Origin of the sequence: Pseudomonas azotoformans (assembly GCF_001579805.1) — a bacterium.
GTDB lineage: Bacteria > Pseudomonadota > Gammaproteobacteria > Pseudomonadales > Pseudomonadaceae > Aquipseudomonas > Aquipseudomonas azotoformans_A.
The window spans coordinates 6335516-6355125 of sequence record NZ_CP014546.1; the positions used below are offsets into that span (position 1 = coordinate 6335516).

At 61.9% G+C, this 19610-nt stretch carries 20 protein-coding genes, 2 pseudogenes and 1 riboswitch; of the genes and pseudogenes, 4 read left to right on the forward strand and 18 right to left on the reverse strand.

Annotation, left to right across the window (positions count from 1 at the left end; genetic code table 11):
* Positions 1-18 precede the first annotated feature (18 nt).
* From AYR47_RS29090 to AYR47_RS29155, 14 genes and pseudogenes are all read right to left on the reverse strand, one after another.
* Complete coding sequence (locus tag AYR47_RS29090) at positions 19-570, reverse strand: glutathione peroxidase (RefSeq protein WP_061449198.1); 552 nt, start codon at positions 568-570, stop codon at positions 19-21.
* A gap of 150 nt (positions 571-720) precedes the next feature.
* Positions 721-1920, reverse strand: a complete 1200-nt coding sequence (locus AYR47_RS29095) for an MFS transporter (protein ID WP_161630248.1) — start codon at positions 1918-1920, stop codon at positions 721-723.
* Between the two features lie 63 nt (positions 1921-1983).
* Entirely contained in the window at positions 1984-2388 is a 405-nt protein-coding gene (locus AYR47_RS29100) for a MarR family winged helix-turn-helix transcriptional regulator (protein ID WP_038847945.1), read from the reverse strand.
* A gap of 42 nt (positions 2389-2430) precedes the next feature.
* Complete coding sequence (locus tag AYR47_RS29105) at positions 2431-3159, reverse strand: adenosylcobinamide-GDP ribazoletransferase (RefSeq protein ID WP_061449199.1); 729 nt, start codon at positions 3157-3159, stop codon at positions 2431-2433.
* A gap of 2 nt (positions 3160-3161) precedes the next feature.
* On the reverse strand, positions 3162-3737 hold the full coding sequence (gene cobC, locus AYR47_RS29110; RefSeq protein WP_061449200.1) for an alpha-ribazole phosphatase family protein: 576 nt from the start codon (positions 3735-3737) through the stop codon (positions 3162-3164).
* A pseudogene (cobT, locus tag AYR47_RS29115) lies at positions 3734-4790 on the reverse strand (nicotinate-nucleotide--dimethylbenzimidazole phosphoribosyltransferase). The gene cobC and the pseudogene cobT overlap by 4 nt, the downstream one beginning before the upstream one ends.
* A complete protein-coding gene (gene cobU, locus AYR47_RS29120; protein WP_061449201.1) occupies positions 4787-5308 on the reverse strand; it encodes a bifunctional adenosylcobinamide kinase/adenosylcobinamide-phosphate guanylyltransferase in 522 nt (173 codons plus the stop codon). The pseudogene cobT and the gene cobU overlap by 4 nt, the downstream one beginning before the upstream one ends.
* A 433-nt stretch (positions 5309-5741) precedes the next feature.
* Positions 5742-7193, reverse strand: a complete 1452-nt coding sequence (locus AYR47_RS29125; protein WP_061449202.1) for a cobyric acid synthase — start codon at positions 7191-7193, stop codon at positions 5742-5744.
* Positions 7190-8179, reverse strand: coding sequence for a threonine-phosphate decarboxylase CobD (cobD, locus tag AYR47_RS29130; RefSeq protein WP_033900698.1), 990 nt, complete (start codon positions 8177-8179; stop codon positions 7190-7192). The genes AYR47_RS29125 and cobD overlap by 4 nt, the downstream gene beginning before the upstream one ends.
* A complete protein-coding gene (gene cbiB, locus AYR47_RS29135) occupies positions 8172-9080 on the reverse strand; it encodes an adenosylcobinamide-phosphate synthase CbiB (RefSeq protein ID WP_061449203.1) in 909 nt (302 codons plus the stop codon). The genes cobD and cbiB overlap by 8 nt, the downstream gene beginning before the upstream one ends.
* On the reverse strand, positions 9077-9727 hold the full coding sequence (gene bluB / locus AYR47_RS29140; RefSeq protein ID WP_033900696.1) for a 5,6-dimethylbenzimidazole synthase: 651 nt from the start codon (positions 9725-9727) through the stop codon (positions 9077-9079). The genes cbiB and bluB overlap by 4 nt, the downstream gene beginning before the upstream one ends.
* Positions 9724-11031: a cobyrinate a,c-diamide synthase gene (locus AYR47_RS29145; RefSeq protein WP_061449204.1), complete on the reverse strand. Its 1308-nt coding sequence runs from the start codon at positions 11029-11031 to the stop codon at positions 9724-9726. The genes bluB and AYR47_RS29145 overlap by 4 nt, the downstream gene beginning before the upstream one ends.
* Positions 11028-11639 (reverse strand): cob(I)yrinic acid a,c-diamide adenosyltransferase, encoded by a 612-nt coding sequence (gene cobO / locus AYR47_RS29150; RefSeq protein ID WP_010208674.1) that lies wholly within the window; start codon positions 11637-11639, stop codon positions 11028-11030. The genes AYR47_RS29145 and cobO overlap by 4 nt, the downstream gene beginning before the upstream one ends.
* A 79-nt stretch (positions 11640-11718) precedes the next feature.
* Positions 11719-11969: riboswitch (cobalamin riboswitch) on the reverse strand.
* Between the two features lie 96 nt (positions 11970-12065).
* Positions 12066-12522 (reverse strand): annotated as a pseudogene (locus AYR47_RS29155) (C40 family peptidase).
* Between AYR47_RS29155 and AYR47_RS33085 the strand changes: the two are divergent.
* A complete protein-coding gene (locus tag AYR47_RS33085; protein ID WP_237142579.1) occupies positions 12494-12712 on the forward strand; it encodes a hypothetical protein in 219 nt (72 codons plus the stop codon). The pseudogene AYR47_RS29155 and the gene AYR47_RS33085 overlap by 29 nt on opposite strands.
* Before the next feature lie 35 nt (positions 12713-12747).
* Here the strand turns inward: AYR47_RS33085 and AYR47_RS29160 are convergent, their stop codons facing one another.
* The 4 genes from AYR47_RS29160 to AYR47_RS29175 all read right to left on the reverse strand — a co-directional run bounded on the left by AYR47_RS29160 (position 12748) and on the right by AYR47_RS29175 (position 16645).
* Positions 12748-13377 carry a C40 family peptidase gene (locus AYR47_RS29160; RefSeq protein WP_033900694.1) on the reverse strand — a complete coding sequence of 210 codons (630 nt, stop codon included), beginning with the start codon at positions 13375-13377 and terminating at the stop codon, positions 12748-12750.
* Positions 13378-13590: 213 nt separating this feature from the next.
* Positions 13591-14295 carry a DnaA regulatory inactivator Hda gene (gene hda, locus AYR47_RS29165; protein WP_010208669.1) on the reverse strand — a complete coding sequence of 235 codons (705 nt, stop codon included), beginning with the start codon at positions 14293-14295 and terminating at the stop codon, positions 13591-13593.
* A gap of 203 nt (positions 14296-14498) precedes the next feature.
* Complete coding sequence (locus AYR47_RS29170; protein ID WP_033900692.1) at positions 14499-15572, reverse strand: AI-2E family transporter; 1074 nt, start codon at positions 15570-15572, stop codon at positions 14499-14501.
* Positions 15573-15604: 32 nt separating this feature from the next.
* Complete coding sequence (locus AYR47_RS29175) at positions 15605-16645, reverse strand: DUF2066 domain-containing protein (protein WP_061449205.1); 1041 nt, start codon at positions 16643-16645, stop codon at positions 15605-15607.
* Between the two features lie 342 nt (positions 16646-16987).
* Here AYR47_RS29175 and purM point away from each other — a divergent pair, with 342 nt between their 5' ends.
* The 3 genes from purM to AYR47_RS29190 are packed head-to-tail and all read left to right on the forward strand — an operon-like array spanning position 16988 to position 19418.
* A complete protein-coding gene (gene purM / locus AYR47_RS29180) occupies positions 16988-18046 on the forward strand; it encodes a phosphoribosylformylglycinamidine cyclo-ligase (protein WP_016976515.1) in 1059 nt (352 codons plus the stop codon).
* Positions 18046-18696, forward strand: coding sequence for a phosphoribosylglycinamide formyltransferase (purN, locus tag AYR47_RS29185; protein WP_061449206.1), 651 nt, complete (start codon positions 18046-18048; stop codon positions 18694-18696). Before purM ends, purN begins: the two co-directional genes overlap by 1 nt.
* A gap of 8 nt (positions 18697-18704) precedes the next feature.
* Entirely contained in the window at positions 18705-19418 is a 714-nt protein-coding gene (locus AYR47_RS29190) for a DUF3108 domain-containing protein (RefSeq protein WP_033900686.1), read from the forward strand.
* Positions 19419-19610: the final 192 nt, after the last annotated feature.

The following is a 19610-nucleotide window of genomic DNA, read 5'->3' on the forward strand; positions in this document are numbered from 1 at the left end:
CTTTTTAATGGCTGGCGATCAAGGCTTGGACGCTATCGCCTCCTCCACTGCCTTGATCATGTCCGGACTGTCCGGCTTGGTAAGGCTGGAAAAATTGGCAATCACCTTGCCCTGCCGATCCACCACGTACTTGTAGAAATTCCACTTCGGCGGTGCGTCGGTCTGCTGCGCCAATACCTTGAACAGGTGCACCGCATCCGGTCCCTTGACCTTCTGTGGCTCGGTCATGGTGAAGGTCACGCCGTAATTCACGTAGCAGACCTTGGCGGTTTCTTCGCCGGTCTTGGCTTCCTGCTTGAAGTCATCTGACGGCACGCCGATCACTTCCAGCCCTTCGCCCTTGTAACGCTGGTACAAGGCTTCGAGGCTTTTGAATTGTGGAGCGAACCCGCAAAAGCTGGCGGTGTTGACGATGACCAAGGGCTTGCCGGCGAAGCGCTGGCAAAGGTCGATGGATTCCTTGGCGCGCAGCTTGGGCAATTGGCCGTCCAACAGCGGCGGGCAACTGGCAGCCATGGCGGCACTGCCAATGGCCATCAGGACGGGTACAGCGAGCCAGCGCATCTGCATGTGGTGTGTCCTTGAAAGTATTCAGACCACGAACTTAACAGATCGACATGCCCAGTTGCATCAATGCCAGCCCGCCGTTTTGCCAGCCCCACCAGGCCAGCAACATCAAAACCAACACTGCAGCGAATATCACACCGCGTACCGCTATGCTCATGCCGCCTCCATCTGCGCCTGCAATCGCGCCACTGGCCGCTCGCGTACCGGCCAATTCAGGGCCGCGGCGAGCAGACTCAACAGGATCGCCACCTGCCAGATCAAATCGTAGTTGCCAGTTCGATCATAGACCACCCCGCCCAACCAGCCGCCCAGGAACGAACCGAGCTGGTGGAACAGGAACACGATCCCACCGAGCATGGAGAGGTTTCGCACACCAAACAACGTAGCGACGGTACCGTTGGTCAGCGGCACGGTGGACAGCCACAGGAAGCCCATCGCCATGCCGAACAGGTAGGCCGTGACCTCGGTGACCGGCGCCCACAGGAACAGCACGATCACCACCGCACGCAGCAGGTACAAACCAGTCAACAAGCGCGGCTTGGACATGCGCCCACCGAGCCAACCGGCGGTGTAGGTGCCGAAGATGTTGAATAGCCCAATCAACGCCAGCACCGTTGTACCGACGGTGGCCGGCAAGTGCTGGTCCACCAGGTAGGCTGGCAAATGCACGCCGATAAACACCACCTGGAAACCGCAGACAAAAAAGCCGAAGGCCAACAGCCAGAAACCGGAATGGGAACAGGCTTCCTTCAAGGCTTCGCGCAAGGTTTGCTGACCGGCCAGCACCGGCAATGGACGATCCTTGAGCATGGCGACCAGCGGCAGAATCAGTGCCACCATCAGCCCCAGCGCCAGCAGTGCTGCGGACCAGCCCAACCAACTGATCAAACCCAGGGTGCCCGGCACCATGGCGAACTGGCCGAACGAACCTGCAGCACTCGCGATGCCCATGGCCATGCTGCGTTTTTCCGGCGCCACGGCCCGGCCGACCACGCCGAGAATCACCGAGAACGACGTGCCGGACAGGCCGATACCAATCAGCAGGCCCGCACTGAGGGACAGCGACCACGCCGAATCGGACATACCCATCAACACCAGGCCCGCCGCGTAAAGGACGCCGCCGACAAACACCGCTTTAGTCGCACCAAAACGGTCGGCCAGGGCGCCGGTGAACGGCTGCGCCAGGCCCCAGATCAGATTCTGCAAGGCGATGGCAAAGGCGAAGGTCTCACGGCCCCAGCCGAATTCGCTGCTCATCGGCGCCAGGAACAGGCCAAAACCGTGCCGCACGCCCAACGACAACGCCAGGATCAGCGCACTCCCTACAAGAATCCAGCCACTGGTGCGCCACATCGAGGTCATTTCTTATTCTCCGCTCGCGGGTATATACCCGCTTGTATTCGAACCAACCCGCGCTCAGGCGAGTTCGTCCAGCAAGGCCAACAAGGTTTCGCGTTTTTCCGCGCCGAGTTGATCGATCAATTTCTGCTGCGCCGCTTCCCAGGCGGGTAATGCCGCGGCCAGTCGTGCTTCACCGTCCTCGGTCAACATCACCAGACGGTTGCGCAGGTCATCGCCTTCTACCAACCGCACCAGGCCCTCGCCTTCCAGCACCCGCAGGTTACGCCCCAACGTGCTGCGATCCAGGCCCATGGCTTCCGCCAGGCTGGAAATGCTCGGCTGATCGAGGCGCTGCAAGTTACACAGCAAAGAATACTGGGCGACATTGATCCCGAAGCCATCAAGAGCGCCGTCGTAATGCCTGCTGACGCCACGGGCGGCACGTCGCAGGTTGGTACACAAACATTGGGAGGCAAGCATGGAAGGTGTATATACCCGCGATTGAGGGAATGCAAGAAAGTGTTACAGCGCCAGGCCAACCAGAACCGCGACTTCCAGCAGCTCCAGCAAGGCGCCTGCGGTATCACCCGTGGTGCCGCCCAGGCGGTTGACCATCAAATGGCGCAGCCCGATAAAGCAGATCGCAGCGAGCAATACAGCCATCCCACCGCTGAAGCCGCCGATAAGAATGCAGGCCAAACCACTGAGGATCAGTACCTGTTGGCCGACGATTCTCGGTAAATGATCCGACAATGCCTGACCCAATCCACCAGCACGCACATAGCGGGTGGTAAGAAACAGCGCCAGCATCGAGGCGCGGCCGATCAGCGGCGCCAGGATCAGTGCGGCGCCGTTGCGCTGCTCGATCAAAGCCACCAACGCGGTGAACTTGAGCAGCAGCACCAACCCGAGCGTGACCACGGCAATCGGACCGCTGCGGGGGTCCTTCATGATCGTCAGTGTGCGCTCGCGGTCGCCAAAACCGCCGAGCCAGGCATCGGCGCTGTCCGCCAAGCCGTCCAGGTGCAGGCCACCACTGAGCAACACCCAGGCCGTCAGCAACAATGCGGCGTGCAGCAGCAACGGGGCGCCCATCAATACCGAATTCAAGCCCCACAACAGCACGCCGAACAACAAACCCACCACCGGATAAAACAGCAGTGAGCGTCCCAACTCCTGAGGCTGCGGCATACCCGGCAGGCGAATCGGCAGGCTGCTGAGAAATTGCAGGGCGATCCAGAAGGGCAGCATGTCTACACGCCTTCCGTCAGTGTGCCGTCAGCATCGACGTGCAGGCTGAACAACCCGCCATGGCCCACTTCGACATTCAACAGTTGCTCCCTTGGCAGACCACGCGCTCGCGCCAGTAACAGACGCATCACTCCGCCATGACTGATCAACAGCACACGCTCACCGGAATAGGCCTGATGCAAGCGTGCGACAGCGCCCAGGACCCGCTCGGAAAAGGCGCTGACAGGCTCGCCCTCCGGCGGTGTAAAACTGTAAGGGTCAGCCCAGAACAACCCCAGCCCTTCCGCGTCGGTCTCCATCAAGGCTGCTGCACTGTGCCCTTCCCAGGCACCGAAGTGCAGCTCTTGCAGATCTTTTTCCAGGCTCACCGGCAGCTTGAGTTGAGCCCCCAATTCCTCGGCAAACCGCGCGCAGCGTTGCAGCGGCGAGCTGACCAGACGGTCCCACGGTCCCTGCGCCACCACGGCCGCGCGCATCTGCGCCCAGCCATTGGCGGTGAGCGCATCGTCCAGGCTGCCGCGCAATCCGCCGCCCAGCTCGGTTTCACCGTGGCGCAGCAAGTCCAGGCGCAAGGTCATGCCGGGCGATCTGCCACAGCCGCTTCGGCGAAGGTCGCCATCTGCCCGTGCAACGCACAAGCCAGGCGCAACAACGGAACTGCCAACGCCGCGCCGCTGCCTTCGCCCAGGCGCAGGCCCAGTTCCAGCAGCGGCTGCGCGTCGAGGCTTTGCAGCACATGGCGATGGCCCGGTTCGGCGCCGCGATGGCCGAACACCAGCCAGTCACGGCAGGCCGGATTCAAACGTGTCGCGACCAGCGCCGCGACGCTGCAGATAAAGCCATCCACCAATACCACGATGCCTTCCTGCGCGCAGGCCAGGTACGCGCCCACCAGCGCGGCAATTTCAAAGCCGCCCAGATTGAACAGCGTCTGCAACGCATCACCACGCTGGCCGGCGTGCAGCGCCAGGGCGCGCTCGATCACGGCCACTTTGTGGCTGACGCCTTGGGCATTCAACCCCGTCCCCGGCCCCAGTGAGGTCACTGACCGGGCAATCGAGCAAGGCACACGCCAACGCACTGGCGGCGGTGGTGTTGCCGATGCCCATCTCGCCGCCGATAAACAGCTGCGCCCCACCTGCCAACGCACGCCGCGCGCTGTCGCGACCGGCTTGCAGGGCGAGTTGCCCTTGGGCCTCAGTCATCGCCGGGCCGTTGACGAAATTGGCGGTGCCCGCGCCGATATTCAGGTGACGCACACCGGGCAGGTCCAGGGACGGCGTGACCGTGCCGAGGTCGACCACTTCCAACTGCGCGTCCAACTGCCGCGCCAACACACTGATGGCGGCGCCACCGCTGACAAAGTTGTGCAGCATCTGCCCGGTCACTGCCTGGGGAAACGCCGACACACCTTCCGCGACCACGCCATGGTCACCGGCAAAGATGGCGATCCACACGTGATCCACCAACGGTTTGACCTGGCCCTGCAAGCCCGCCAATTGCACCGCCAGCGCCTCCAACTGCCCGAGGGAGCCGGCCGGCTTAGTCAATTGCTGCTGGCGAGCCAGGGCGTGTTCGTACGATTGAGCGTCAATCGCCTTACAAGGGTTGAGCCACCAGGTGTCAGTCATAACGCAGTACCTTTCAAAGTCAGGGGCAGGCCGGCAACCGTCAGGACAACACGCTGGCAGCGCTCGGCCAAGGCTTGATGCAGCCAACCGGCTTCATCCACATAGCGGCGAGTCAATTCGCCCAGCGGCACGACACCCAGACCGGTCTCGTTGCTGACAAAAATGATTTCACCCGGCAGCGTGGCCAGGGTTTCCAGCAGTTGATCGCGTTCGGACGCCAGGCGATCCGGGTCCTCCAGCATCAGCAGATTGGTCAGCCAAAGGGTCAGGCAATCCACTAGCAGGCATTGCCCGACAGCCGCGTTTTCGCGTAGTACATGAGCCAGTTCGACGGGTTCTTCGATGAGGCCCCAATGGTCAGGGCGACGCTGGCGATGCAGCGCGACGCGCTCATTCATCTCACCATCCAACGGCTGGCTGGTGGCGATATAAGTGACGGGCAAACCACTGTCGCTGGCGAGCTTTTCGGCGAGACGACTTTTGCCGGAACGGGCTCCGCCGAGTATTAGTTGGAGCATGGGATCGCACCTTGGGCTGGTGGGATTTGGTTGGCAGTCAGGCCGCCATCGCGGGCAAGCCCGCTCCTACAGAAAAGCTGATCAGCGTTTGATCTGGCTGTTGATGTTGATCTCAAGCGCCCCGTAAAACCACGCTGGCCGAGCGCAGGCTTGAATCCGTGGGTAACCCGGCAGGACGCCGGGTTAGCCGTCCTGGGCCAAGGATGGCCCATGACGGCGGCCCACGGATTCAAGCCGGAGCGAGGGCACACCGAGCCTAGGCGAGGTGCCGAGTGGTGGGGCGAGAGCCTTTTGGTTACTTTTGGGCTCTTCCAAAAGTGACCCGCTGTAAGAGCGGAACCATATTCAGCCGTTACCGCAGCAACGGATATGCACACCGAAACACCGCCTTCGCGAGCAAGCCCGCTCCCACATTGGGACCGCGTACTCACCGTCAAACCCCACACAGCTTGCGTAACAAATCGGTATCCAAGTGGTTCTCCACCAAATCCGCCAGACGCTCGATATCACGCTCACGCAACCCGTGATAATCCACTGCCTGCACGTCCTGCAATCCAGCCCAGCGCAGCAAGGCACTACACGCCGCCGGGTTTTCGAACAACCCGTGCAGGTAAGTACCAAGGATCTGTCCATCAGCGCTTTGAGCACCGTCCGTGCGACCGTCATCCAACAACACAGCAGCGTTAAGCAATGCTTCGCCGGACGTCACGCCCGCATGAATCTCATAGCCGCTGACTTCAGCATCCTCCAGCAACAGACGCCCACGTACATTGCGCAACTGCTTCTCTTCTTCCAGCGTAGTGCTGAACGCCAGCAGCCCAAGGCCATCGCTGGAACCGGCAGCCCCTTCCAGGCCCAACGGGTCATGCACCTGCTCGCCAAGCATCTGCAGGCCACCGCAAATACCCAGCACCTTGCCGCCATAGCGCAAGTGCCGCGCCACGGCCGTGTCCCAGCCGTTGGCGCGCAAGTACGCCAAGTCGCTGCGCACGCTTTTCGAGCCGGGGAGGATGATCAGGTCGGCAGCCGGGATCGGCTGGCCTGGCCCGATAAATTGCAGATCCACTTGGGGATGCAGGCGCAGTGGGTCGAAATCCGTGTGGTTGCTGATGCGCGGCAACACCGGCACCACCACCTTGAGTACCTGGGCCGCCTTGTCGATCTGGCGCCTGTCGATGCCGTCTTCAGCTTCCAGATGCAGGTCCATCACATAGGGCAACACGCCGACCACCGGTTTGCCGGTGCGCGCTTCCAGCCAGTCCAGGCCGGGTTGCAACAGCGCGATGTCACCGCGAAAACGATTGATGATAAAGCCTTTGACCCGCGCCTGTTCCGTGGGCGACAGCAGTTCCAGGGTGCCGACCAGATGGGCAAACACGCCGCCACGATTGATATCGGCGATCAGCAACACCGGGCAATCCACCGCCTCGGCGAAGCCCATGTTGGCGATGTCATTGGCGCGCAGGTTGATCTCCGCCGGAGAGCCCGCGCCTTCCACCATCACCACCGGGTAGGCCTGGCTCAACCGGGCGTGGGAGGCCAGCACCGCCTGCATCGCGATGGCTTTGTAGTCGTGATAGGCCACCGCGTTCATGCTGGTGACGGCGCGACCGTGGATGATGACTTGGGAGCCGGTGTCGCTGTTGGGCTTGAGCAACACCGGGTTCATGTCGGTGTGCGGCGCCAGGTGGGCGGCCTGGGCCTGCACGGCCTGGGCGCGGCCGATTTCGCCGCCTTCGGCGGTCACGGCGCTGTTGAGCGCCATGTTCTGCGGCTTGAACGGCGCCACCGCCACGCCCTGGCGGACCAACCAGCGGCACAGCGCGGTCACCAAGGTACTTTTGCCGGCGTCGGAGGTGGTGCCTTGCACCATCAGCGTACTCATGTGGCGTCCTTATAGGCGAGCAGGGCTTGATCCAGACGCAGCCAGTCAGCCTCGGTATCGGGCAGGCCAAGGCGCAGGCTGCTGTCATGGACAAACAGCCGCAGCAAAATGCCGCGCTGGGCCATGAATTCGTGCATGCGTTCGGCGTGGGGCGTGATCAGCCATTGAAACAACGCGCAGCCGCCCTGGGGCTGGAAGCCGTGGCGCTCTAGCAGGGCGAACAACCGCTCGCCCGCCTCGATGCAACGCGTGCGTTGCCGCGCATGCCCGGCCGTGTCGCGCAGGCATACCTGGCCCAACACCCGCGTCGGCCCGCTGACCGCCCAAGGGCCGACCTGTTCGGCCAGCAACTTGAGCAGCTTGCGCTCGGCCAACACAAAACCCAGCCGCACCCCGGCCAGGCCGAAGAATTTGCCGAACGAGCGCAACACGATCAGGCCAACCTGATGGGCCTGGCCCGCCAGGCTCAGTTGAGGGGTGACATCCATGAAGGCTTCGTCTACCACCAGCCAGCCGCCGCGCTGGGCCAGCCGCGAGTGCCAGTCCAGCAAACGTTGCGGGGTCAGGCTCAGGCCGGTGGGATTGTTGGGGTTGACCACCACCAGCACGTCGAGACCATCGAGAAAGAAGTCGACTTCCTGCTCCTGCACTTCGCGCACCACGTAGCCGGCGCGACGCCAGGCTTCGGCGTGTTCGGCATAACACGGCGACAGCACGCCGACTTTGCCCGCTCGGCGCAGGCGTGGCAGCAACTGGATGGCCGCCTGGGAACCGGGCACCGGCAACACGTGCGCAGCGCCGTAGTATTCGCTGGCGGCCTGCTCCAGGCCATCGTCGGTTTCTGGCAGGCGTGCCCAGGCCCGCAGCGGGATCTCGGGGATCGGCCAGGGCCAGGGCGCGAGGCCGCTGGACAAGTCGAGCCAATCGGCCTCGGCAATCCCGTACTGAATCGCCGCCTTACGCAGCCGGCCACCGTGCTCAAGCATAGAATTGCGCCCCCGCGCATAGGATCAGCAGCCACAACCATACGCCGCGCTGCACCAGTTGCCAGCCTCGGTCGATGGAATCGGCATCCGCCGGAGGGCCTTCGCCCAGTTGCGGACGCTGGTGCACTTCGCCGTGATAGATCGCGGCGCCGCCCAACTCCACGCCAAGCGCACCGGCACCGGCCGCCATGACCGGGCCCGCGTTGGGGCTGTCCCAGGTCGGGCCCTGGGTGCGCCAGCATTTGAGCGCCAGGCGCGTCCTGCCCAGTACGGCGTAGGTCAACGCCACCAGGCGCGCAGGAATGTAGTTCAGCACATCGTCGATCTTTGCCGCCGCCCAGCCGAAACGCTCGAAACGTTCGTTGCGATAGCCCCACATGGCGTCGAGGGTGTTGCTCAGGCGGTAAAGCACCACGCCCGGCACACCCGCGACGACAAACCAGAAAATCGCAGCAAACACCGCATCGCTGCCGTTTTCCAGCACCGACTCGGTGGCGGCGCGGGCGACTTCGGTGCGGTCCAGCTCACTGGTCTGACGGCTCACCAGGTAGCTCACGCGCTTGCGTGCTTCCTCGAGGTCATCACTGCGCAAGGCCTGGGCCACCGGGATCACATGTTCACCGAGACTGCGCATGCCAAGGGCGCAGTACAACGCCAGGATCTCCAATACCCAGCCGATATACGGCGCCCAGGACAACGCCGTGGCCAGCAGGGTCAGCGGCACCACAGCGATAAACCACGCGGTCACGCCATGGCTGCGCCAGCCGCGACCACCGGTATTGAAACGTTGCTCGATGCGCCCGGCGAAATTGCCGAACGCCACCAGCGGATGCCAGCGCCTGGGTTCGCCCAGCAGCGCATCCAGCGCGACTGCAGCGACACACAGCAAGGCCACACTCATTGACTCACTCCCCACCCATTCTCATACAACATGTCACTCAGCGGCCGGGGCTCGGTCCAGCCCTCGAGTTGCAACATCGGTGCCGGGTAGAACTCGGCCACCGGCCCCAGGCACAGCACGGCCAACGGTTTCGCGCCGGGCGGCAAGCCCAGCAGATCGGCCAGGGCCTGGGGCTCGAACAGCGAGACCCAGCCCATGCCCAGCCCTTCGACACGGGCCGCCAGCCACAGATTCTGGATAGCACAGGACAATGACGCCATGTCCATTTCCGGCAAGGTGCGCCGCCCAAAGATGTGCCGCTCACGATCATCCATCAACGCCGCTACCAGCACTTCGGCGCAGTCGTGAATGCCTTCGACCTTGAGCTTCATGAACTCGTCGGAACGCTCGCCCAGGGCTTCGGCGGTGCGTACGCGTTCTTCTTCCACCAACTGTTGAATCTGACTACGCAGTTGGCGGTCGCTGATGCGGATAAAACGCCAGGGCTGCATCAGGCCGACACTGGGTGCCTGGTGCGCGGCCTGGAGCAGGCGGTGCAGCAATTCGGGGGCGACAGTGCCGCCGCTGAAGTGGCGCATGTCGCGGCGTTCGGCGATGGCGCGGTAGACGGCGTCGCGGTCGGCCTGGGGGAAGGCGTTGTCGCTCATAGTGCTGGATCGGGCGCGAACAATGCGGCCACCGCCTGGGGATTCGAGGGGAAATAGAAGTGTACGTAGGACGCCGTCATCCGCCCCTGCCGATAAACCGCCTCGGCACCGCGCCCGCCATTGGGGCTCAGGCCACGGGCAATCGGCTGCCATTCGGTGGTGGTCAGCGAGTGGTGATAGGTATGGCCGCGCAGTGTGCCTTCGGGCAATTCGACATTTTGCAGCGCCAAGGCCGCGAGCTTCTTCTGCATCACCGCATCGCCTTGCAGCAGGCCGACCAGTTCGGCGCGAGTGCCGTCGACATCGGTCAGCGAGTCCAGCAGGTAGAGCATGCCGCCGCATTCGGCGAGCAGCGGTTTGCCGGCGGCATGATGAGCGCGGATGGCGTCGAGCATCGGGGTATTTTGCGACAGTGCCTGGTGGTGCAGTTCCGGGTAACCACCGGGCAGGTAGAGGCTATCGGCGTCCGGCAATTGGAGATCGTGGATCGGCGAGAAGAACTTCAGCTCAGCGCCCATTGCCCGCAACAGGTCAAGGCTGGCGCCGTAGGTGAACGCGAAGGCTTCGTCGCGGGCCACGGCGATGCGCACGCCGTTAAGCAGTGGCTCGGCGTCGATCACTTCAGGCGCGGCAAAGGTGACCGGCGGCGGCAAGGCGACTTCGCAACTGCTGCCCAGCGCTTGAGCGGCGGCATCCAGGCGTACATCAAGGTCATTCAGTTCGCTTGCCTGCACCAAACCCAGGTGACGGCTAGGCAGCTCGATACTGGTCTCGCGAGACAACGCGCCGTACCAACGCAGGCCTTCGGTAAGGCTGCCTTCAAGCAATTGTGCATGGCGCAGGGTGCCGACGCGGTTGGCCAGCACGCCGGCGAACGGCAAGTCCGGCTGATAAAGCGCCAGACCCAGGGCTAACGCGCCAAAGGTCTGGGCCATGGCGGTGCCGTCGATCACACCAAGCACCGGCACACCAAAGTGTCGCGCCAGGTCGGCGCTGGACGGCGTGCCGTCGAACAGACCCATCACGCCTTCGATCAGGATCAGGTCCGCCTCCCCCGCCGCTTCCCACAGCAAGCGGCGACTTTCCTGCTCGCCCACCATCCACATATCCAATTGATACACCGGTGCACCGCTGGCGCGTTCGTGGATCATCGGGTCGAGGAAGTCCGGGCCGCATTTGAACACGCGCACCTTGCGCCCCAGGTTGCGGTGCAAGCGGGCCAATGCGGCGGTGACGGTGGTTTTGCCCTGGCCGGACGCCGGTGCGGCGATCAGGACGGCCGGGCAATGACGGGGCTGATTCAAAGTTCGACGCCCTTCTGTGCCTTGATACCGGCCTGGAACGCGTGCTTGAGCATGCCCATTTCGGTGACGGTGTCGCCCATTTCGATCAGTTCAGGCTTGGCGCCACGGCCGGTGACCACCACGTGTTGCATCGGCGGGCGGGCTTGCAGGTCGCTGAGTACCTGGTCCAGGTCGAGGTAGCCATGCTTGAGGGCGATGTTCAGCTCATCCAGTACGACCAGGCCGATGGAAGGGTCCTGCAGCAACTCGCGGGAAACCGCCCAGGCGGCTTCGGCGGCGGCGATGTCGCGCTGGCGATCCTGGGTTTCCCAGGTGAAGCCTTCGCCCATGACGTGGAAACGTACTTGCTCGGGGAAACGGCGGAAGAACAACTCTTCACCCGTACTGTTGCGCCCCTTGATGAACTGCACCACACCGCACTGCATGCCGTGGCCCATGGCACGGGCCAGCATGCCGAACGCGGAGCTGCTCTTGCCTTTGCCGTTGCCGGTCAACACCAGCAGCAGGCCGCACTCGTTGGGGGAATTGGCGATGCGTTCATCGATCACGGCTTTTTTGCGCAGCATGCGCGCCAGGTGGCGTTCGTCGCGGTCGGGGGAATCGGTCATGGCAGCTCTCCGTTGGGGCTGAACAAAAACGGCGGGCAGGAAAAAGAAAAAACAGACAGCCAAGCATCGCCCACCGTGATGCTGTTGGATGTTGCAGGCCGGTCTCCGGGCTCATGAGTGGCGCGCGCCTTATAGAGGCGCAGACCGACGCTGCGCCTTCCCATATCGCGAGCGATACAGTGGCAAAAGGCAGCGTCTTGACTCATTTACCGTTGCGGGGGCAGCGCCGGAATCGCGGCGACACTGTGTACAAGTGCGCTCACTCACCGGCTTCCCTGTTTCACTCCGTCGACCCATGGGTCACAGAGCACCTGGAACAAGCGGCGAAGGGTAGTAGGTTGAGGGGCGAGCTGCAAGCTTCAAGCAGATAGCTGCAAGCAGGTATCCCCTCCTTGCAGCTTGAAGCTTGAAACTTGCCGCTGCTTCTTACGGATTACGCGCCAGGTTGCCCGGCAACACGCGCTTGGCACTCAGGTAGGCATTCTGCCAATACGCCTTGGACAAGGTGTCCAGCTTCACCGTACCGCCGGTTTGCGGTGCATGCACAAAGCGGCCTTCGCCGACGTAGATCCCGGCGTGGCTGACCTGTGAACCGCCGCCTGTAGCGAAGAACAACAAGTCGCCGGTCTGCAGATTCTGCTCGCTGACATCCTGGGCGCGCATCACGATCAGTTCGCGGGTGGTACGCGGCAGGGAGATGCCGGCAGCATCGCGGAAGACAAACCCGATCAGGCCGCTGCAATCAAACCCGGAGTCCGGTGTGTTGCCACCCCAACGATAAGGCGTGCCGACCAGGCCCCAGCGCGCGGAAGAGCACATCTTCGGCCGCAGGCGAGAAATTCTGGGTGGAGTAGTTGAACACCGGCTTGGGCTTGACGGCCACAGGCGCGGGCGGCGGGCGGCTTGCGCAGGCGCTGAGCAGCGCGGCGCAAAGAATAAGGATCAGGCGGGCCGAGGTCGACATGGGCAGAACAATCCTGGTCTGGATGCGGCTTTCGCTGCCGAACGCTGAAAACCAGAACGCGCAAGCAAAGCTCGCGCGAACAGATTACAACAATGTCCAGGGATTCTAGCGCTTACACGTCAAACTTCAAGTATCACTTTAAGTTTACTTGCTAGCGGTTACCGTCGTCGGGGCCATGGCGAGTGCGCGCTTGGCTTCGATGAAGGTTTTGCTCCAGTAGCTGTCACCCAGGTTATCGACCCGGACACCGCCACTGCGACGGCTGCTGGAGTGGATAAACTGGTTATCGCCCAGGTAGATACCGGCATGGCTTACACGACCACGACCCGCTGTACTGAAGAAAAGCAGATCACCGGGCTTGAGGTTGTTGCGTGCGACCAACGGTGCATCCACGTTGATCATTTCGCGGGTGGAGCGTGGCAGGTTCATGCCAGCTTCTTCGCGGAACAGGTAGCCGATGAAACCGCTGCAGTCGAAACCGGCTTCAGAGGTGCCGCCGAAACGGTAACGGGTACCGATCAGGGACATGCCGCGTTCGAGGATGCTGTCGGCCAGAACGGGCAGCTGGTAAGGCTTGCTGCCATTGAAATTGGCCAGTTCTTTTTCCGTTGCCAGCTCTTCTTCATAAACAGAAGCAGACTGTGCAGCAACGAATTTTGCCTGATTTTGAACCTGTGGTTTTTGCTGTTCTGCCACCTGTTGAGGGTGGGAGGCGCAACCAAACAACAGGGTAACGAGTGCGAGGGGCACGAGGGGTGCGAAGCGATTTAGCATGGGCACGACCGTGGCTGATATGTAAAGAAGACGAGACTATGCCCTCTATCACATCGATTTGCAAATTCAATCGTGATCTATGTGACTTCTTGTTTGGACTATGACATCTAAGCCCTTAACACCCTATATCTGCCTTTTGCGTAGCTAAACCGGCTCAAACGCAGGTTTTCTGGCGCCTGGAATTTGCCGAAAGCCGCGAAAACAGCAGGCCGGCTACCAGCCGAGGGTTTCTTTCAGGAAGGGAATGGTCAGCTTGCGCTGGGCCTGCAACGAGGCTTGGTCGAGCTGTTCAAGCAGGTCGAACAACGCGCTCATGCTGCGCGTGCCGCGGGTGAGGATGAAATGCCCCACCTCGTCGGTGAGGTGCAGGCCGCGACGGGAGGCACGCAATTGCAAGGCACGCAATTTGTCTTCGTCGGACAGCGGGCGCATCTGGAAGATCAGTGCCAGGGTCATGCGCGACTTGAGGTCGGCCAGCTTGATCGGTAACTCGCGTGGCGAGGTGGACGCAGCAATCAGCAGGCGCCGACCGCTGTCACGCAAGCGGTTGAACAGGTGGAACAGCGCCTCTTCCCACTCCGCCTTGCCGGCGATGGCTTGCAGATCGTCCAGGCACACCAGCTCGTACTGCTCAAGATGGTCGAAGATGCCGATACCGCGGTCCATCAACTCCGCCAGGGGCAGGTAAACCGCTGGCTCGCCCATCTGCTCGAACCGCAGGCACGCGGCCTGCAACAGGTGGGTACGCCCTACGCCGTGCTTGCCCCACAGATAGATCAGGCTTTCGGTCCACCCGGCGTCGGCTTCGCAGAGCCGCTCGACATAGCCGAGTGCAGCGGCATTGGCGCCTGGGTAATAGTTGATAAAGGTGGCGTCGTCACGCAGACGCACACCCAAGGGCAGCTGAATCGGTTTCATGCTGACTGAACGGCTCCAAACGAACCGTTAGTGGCCTCTGTGTAAAGTTTGCAAAGTTTATACCCGTGACGCCGGGCGCACAATGCAACAGACCCCAAGCAAAATCAAAGGTTTGCGTTAACTTGTTGGATTTACGCAGATTGTTTGACGCACCGGCTCCAGAAACAACAAACCCGGCCTGGGCCGGGTTTGTTACAGAGGGATTACAGATCGGGGTCTTCAACCCCCGTGTACACCTCCGAATCCTTATACAAATCGTGTACATGGCGCACCAGCACCATGATCACCGCCGCCACCGGCAGCGCGAGCAGAATGCCAGTGAAGCCGAACAACTCACCGCCCGCCAGGATCGCAAAGATCACCGCCACCGGATGCAGGCCGATCCGATCACCCACCAGCAACGGCGTTAGCACCATGCCTTCCAAGGCCTGGCCGACCATAAACACCGCCACGATCCCCAGCATCGGGTACAGGTCACCGCCAAACTGGAACAACCCCGCCACCAACGCCGCACCGATACCAATCACAAAGCCCATATAAGGCACGATGGCGGCGAGACCGGCGATCAGGCCGATCAACAGGCCCAGCTCCAGGCCGATGGCCATCAAGCCAGCGGCGTAGATAATCCCCAGTGCCAACATCACCAGCAACTGCCCCCGCACGAATGCGCCGAGCACTTCATGACACTCCTCGGCCAGAGACACGATGCGCTCCTCACGATTGCGCGGCAGCAGGCTGCGAATCTTGGCCATCATGATGTCCCAGTCGCGCAGCAGGTAGAACGCCACCACCGGGATCAGCACCAGGTTGGTCAACCAGCCGATCAACGCCAGGCTGGAGGCCGTCGCCTGGCTGAGGACCACACCGACGATATCGGTGGTCTGGCCCATATGCTCGCTGATAGCCGCCTTGACCTTGTCGAACTTCCAGAAACCATCCGCCAACCCCAACTTGGCCTGAGCCCACGGCATCGCCGTGTGTTGCAGCCAGTCGAGCATCTGCGGCGCCAGCTCATACAGGCGGAACAGTTGCTTGGCGAGCATCGGCACCAGCACCAGCACCAACGCCGTGATGATCAGGGTAAACAGGGCGAATACCGCCACCACGCCCCAAGTCCGCGACAACCCGGCCTTCTCCAGGCGATCCACCACCGGATCGAACAGATAGGCCAGCAGCAACGCGACCAGGAACGGCGTCAGGATCGAATGCAGCAGGAACACAAAAACGCACAGCAGGACAATCCCGCCAAGCCACACCCAACGACGCGTATCCGCCATAAACCACTCCATCTATATAAAGAAGAAAACTGCTACCAACGAAAACGCAGTTGCGCCTGAGGTTCGGGCGCAATCGCAGGCTGAGTGCCATCCACTACGGGTTGCTGGACCGGCACTTCACCTGCTGGAATTTCCTGCAACTTGGCCAGGCTCAACTGGGTACGTAATTGATCGGCACTGCCATTGACGCGGTACACGATGCGATTGCCGTCCACGAGCTGTGGCTGACCGCCAAAAGGCTCAAGCAGATGACCCAGCGCGGCATAACGCTCCAGGGTCATGCCCTGCACTTCCAGTAATTGTTCGGTGCTCACGCCAGGCTTGACCGCAAAGCGCGGCGCCAATTTCTGGCTGACCGCCAGCATCACCGCGTCGGCCACAGCGCCGGTGTCGGCCCCTTGCGCGGTGCCCTGCTCGCTCTTGTCACCCAGCCACAGACGCCATTTGGCTTGCCATTGGCTGCCTTCCTGGCGAGCATGCACGGCCAGCAAGGCGTCGGCGCCATAACGCTCAGAAGCGTCGCGCAGCGGTGTGGCGTCAGCACTTTCCAGGTTCGGTGCGGTGGCGACCACTTGCTCATCCAGGTCGCCCAGGGGCAAGCGCAACGGCAAGCCCCGGTGCTGCGCGGCACGGCGCAGCGCTTGGGCGACAGTCTGACCATCACCCACCAGGCTGCTGCCTTCGGTGGAGTCGTTCAGCCACCAGCCGAGGATCGACGGCCGATTGCTGCCCCAGATCGACAAGCCAGCTTCACGCAAGACGCGATCAGTGCTCACCGGGTCGAAATCCACTTGCAGGCTTTCCGGCGGGCCGGCGTCGTAGCCATATTGACTGATGATTTGTTGCGGATCTTTACGAACGGCCGCCAGGCCTGGGCCGTCGGCGGCCTTGGCGTCGCCGGTCAGGCGGATCACCAGGGTCTGCACGGCGCGCTGGGTCGCCTGGTCACGCTCTTGGGGCGACTGGCTGCTGACGGGTTCGAGTACTTGATAGAGGCCATTGAGGGTTTCGGCATGACTCGCCAGGCTGACCAACGACAAACAGCCTACAAAGAAGAATTTACACAGACGCATGGAAGATTCCCGAACGACAAATTTAGCGGCTGGAACAGACCGCGTGAACTCGGTTTGCCAAGGCTGTGACCACGGCGACCGGTAAAACATTCACAGGGTCTTGGTAAGTTTTCGTACTGTCACAACGCTAGCGCCGTAAAGGCTATACCTTAATACGCGCCAAAGCAGACCCGATTAGCATTTTTTTAACACCATATGCCCCTGCCCGTCGGCCCGAGGATGGCCGCTGCCCCTCAAGCCTGATAAAATCGCGCGCCTTCGCAGACCGTCAACGGCGTGGCCTTTATAAAAGCCCCCGCCCGCTCGGTCGTTACCCCTGAATCCCCCCTAAAGGCCTGGATCATGAGCAAGCAACCCTCCCTGAGCTACAAGGACGCCGGTGTAGACATCGACGCCGGTGAAGCATTGGTCGAACGCATCAAGAGCGTCGCCAAGCGCACTGCGCGCCCCGAAGTCATGGGTGGCCTGGGCGGTTTTGGCGCCCTCTGCGAAATCCCGGCCGGCTACAAGCAGCCTGTACTGGTTTCCGGCACCGACGGTGTGGGCACCAAGCTGCGCCTGGCACTGAACCTGAACAAGCACGACACCATCGGTATCGACCTGGTTGCCATGTGCGTCAACGACCTGGTGGTGTGCGGCGCCGAGCCGTTGTTCTTCCTGGACTATTACGCTACCGGCAAGCTGAACGTCGACACCGCTGCACAAGTGGTGACCGGTATCGGCGCTGGCTGCGAACTGTCGGGTTGCTCCCTGGTCGGCGGCGAAACCGCTGAAATGCCAGGCATGTACGAAGGTGAAGACTACGACCTGGCCGGCTTCTGCGTCGGCGTCGTGGAAAAAGCCGAGATCATCGACGGCTCCAAGGTTGCTGCCGGTGACGCCCTGCTGGCCCTGCCTTCTTCCGGCCCGCACTCCAACGGTTACTCGCTGATCCGCAAGATCATCGAAGTATCCGGCGCCGAGATCGAGAACACCCAACTCGATGGCAAGCCGCTGACCGACCTGCTGATGGCCCCGACCCGCATCTACGTCAAGCCTCTGCTCAAGCTGATCAAGGACACTGGCGCCGTCAAGGCCATGGCCCACATCACCGGTGGCGGCCTGCTGGACAACATCCCGCGCGTCCTGCCGAAAGGCGCCCAGGCGATCGTCGACGTGGCCAGCTGGCAGCGCCCTGCGGTATTCGACTGGCTGCAAGAGAAAGGCAACGTCGATGAAACCGAGATGCACCGCGTGCTGAACTGCGGCGTGGGCATGGTCATCTGCGTGGCGCAAGAGCACGTTGAAACCGCGCTGAACGTACTGCGTGAAGCCGGCGAGCAGCCTTGGGTCATCGGTCAGATCGCCACTGCCGCCGAAGGCGCGGCCCAGGTTGAACTGAAGAACCTCAAGGCTCACTGATGCCTGAGACCTGTGATGTCGTGGTGCTGCTTTCCGGCACCGGCAGTAACTTGCAGGCCCTGATCGACAGCATGCGCACCGGCGAAAGCCCGGTGCGCATTGCTGCGGTGATCTCCAACCGCAGCGACGCCTACGGCCTGCAACGCGCCAGGGACGCGGGTATCGATACCCGCTCACTGGATCACAAGGCTTTCGAAGGTCGCGAGGCCTTCGACAGCGCCTTGATCGAACTGATCGACGCCTTCAACCCCAAACTCGTGGTACTCGCCGGCTTCATGCGCATCCTCAGCGCTGATTTCGTACGACATTACGAAGGGCGCCTGCTCAATATCCACCCTTCCCTGCTGCCCAAATACAAAGGCATGCACACGCACCAGCGCGCGCTCGATGCCGGCGACAGCGAACACGGCTGCAGCGTGCACTTTGTCACCGAGGAACTCGATGGCGGGCCTCTGGTCGTACAAGCAGTGGTTCCGGTAGAGTCTGACGACTCGGCGCAGACGCTTGCGCAACGGGTTCACACCCAGGAACACAGGATTTACCCGCTGGCAGTTCGCTGGTTTGCCGAGGGGCGGTTGATTCTTGGTGACCAGGGTGCATTATTGGACGGTCAGTTACTTGCGGCCAGCGGCCACTTGATTCGAACCTAGGAGATTTTATGCGTCGCGCCTTGCTCTTCGCTTTTGCGCTGTTCGCCTTGCCAGCCGTGCAAGCAGCAGACCTTCACCCTTTCTCCGTAAGCTACACCGCCGACTGGAAACAGTTGCCCATGAGTGGTTCGGCTGAACGCAGCCTGGCCAAGAATGGCGACGGCACCTGGACCTTGAATTTCAAGGCCTCCATGATGATCGCCAGCCTCACCGAAACCAGCGTGATCCAATTCGACAAGGACACCCTGCAACCGAAGAGCTACACCTTCGAACGCGGTGGCCTGGGCAAGGCGAAGAAGATCAACCTGGACTTCGACCAGACCGCCAAGAAAGTCACCGGCTTTGAAAACAAGGACGCGGTCAACGTGCCCCTGCAAAGCGGCATGCTCGACAAGTCGACCTATCAGTTGGCCCTGCAGCGCGATGTGGCGGCCGGCAAGAAGAGCATGAGCTACAACGTGGTGGAAGGAACTGACGTCGACACCTACGACTTCCGCGTGATCGGCCCGGAAAAGGTCCAGACCAAGGTCGGCTCCATCGACGCGATCAAGGTCGAGCGCGTGCGTGATCCGACTCAGAGCAAGCGCATCACCCAGATGTGGTTTGCCAAGGACCAGGGCGGCATCCTGGTTGCACTGCGTCAGGTAGAAACTGACGGCAAGGAATACAACATCATGTTGCAGGACGGTACTGTTGACGGTAAGGCTGTCAAAGGTAGCTGATCGGTAGCTGGAACAAAGAGCCTCGCGAATGCGGGGCTTTTTTTTCGTCTGTCGATTGGGTTCCACCCTGACGCGAACATGAAACTTTTGTCATAAAACTCAGCACCCTGCGGCGCAATGTCGCGGTTTACGCGGCCTGCAGGACTGTTGCATCGGCTGCAATGAATTGTTGCGCGAAAAGTCGGTTTACTT

Coding starts and splice junctions, on each gene's coding strand:
- AYR47_RS29090 (WP_061449198.1), bottom strand. CDS start 570: ATGCAGATGCGCTGGCTCGCTGTACCCGTCCTGATGGCCATTGGCAGT.
- AYR47_RS29095 (WP_161630248.1), bottom strand. CDS start 1,920: ATGTGGCGCACCAGTGGCTGGATTCTTGTAGGGAGTGCGCTGATCCTG.
- AYR47_RS29100 (WP_038847945.1), bottom strand. CDS start 2,388: ATGCTTGCCTCCCAATGTTTGTGTACCAACCTGCGACGTGCCGCCCGT.
- AYR47_RS29105 (WP_061449199.1), bottom strand. CDS start 3,159: ATGCTGCCCTTCTGGATCGCCCTGCAATTTCTCAGCAGCCTGCCGATT.
- cobC (WP_061449200.1), bottom strand. CDS start 3,737: ATGACCTTGCGCCTGGACTTGCTGCGCCACGGTGAAACCGAGCTGGGC.
- cobU (WP_061449201.1), bottom strand. CDS start 5,308: ATGCTCCAACTAATACTCGGCGGAGCCCGTTCCGGCAAAAGTCGTCTC.
- AYR47_RS29125 (WP_061449202.1), bottom strand. CDS start 7,193: ATGAGTACGCTGATGGTGCAAGGCACCACCTCCGACGCCGGCAAAAGT.
- cobD (WP_033900698.1), bottom strand. CDS start 8,179: ATGCTTGAGCACGGTGGCCGGCTGCGTAAGGCGGCGATTCAGTACGGG.
- cbiB (WP_061449203.1), bottom strand. CDS start 9,080: ATGAGTGTGGCCTTGCTGTGTGTCGCTGCAGTCGCGCTGGATGCGCTG.
- bluB (WP_033900696.1), bottom strand. CDS start 9,727: ATGAGCGACAACGCCTTCCCCCAGGCCGACCGCGACGCCGTCTACCGC.
- cobO (WP_010208674.1), bottom strand. CDS start 11,639: ATGACCGATTCCCCCGACCGCGACGAACGCCACCTGGCGCGCATGCTG.
- AYR47_RS29160 (WP_033900694.1), bottom strand. CDS start 13,377: ATGCTAAATCGCTTCGCACCCCTCGTGCCCCTCGCACTCGTTACCCTG.
- hda (WP_010208669.1), bottom strand. CDS start 14,295: ATGAAACCGATTCAGCTGCCCTTGGGTGTGCGTCTGCGTGACGACGCC.
- AYR47_RS29170 (WP_033900692.1), bottom strand. CDS start 15,572: ATGGCGGATACGCGTCGTTGGGTGTGGCTTGGCGGGATTGTCCTGCTG.
- AYR47_RS29175 (WP_061449205.1), bottom strand. CDS start 16,645: ATGCGTCTGTGTAAATTCTTCTTTGTAGGCTGTTTGTCGTTGGTCAGC.
- purM (WP_016976515.1), top strand. CDS start 16,988: ATGAGCAAGCAACCCTCCCTGAGCTACAAGGACGCCGGTGTAGACATC.
- purN (WP_061449206.1), top strand. CDS start 18,046: ATGCCTGAGACCTGTGATGTCGTGGTGCTGCTTTCCGGCACCGGCAGT.
- AYR47_RS29190 (WP_033900686.1), top strand. CDS start 18,705: ATGCGTCGCGCCTTGCTCTTCGCTTTTGCGCTGTTCGCCTTGCCAGCC.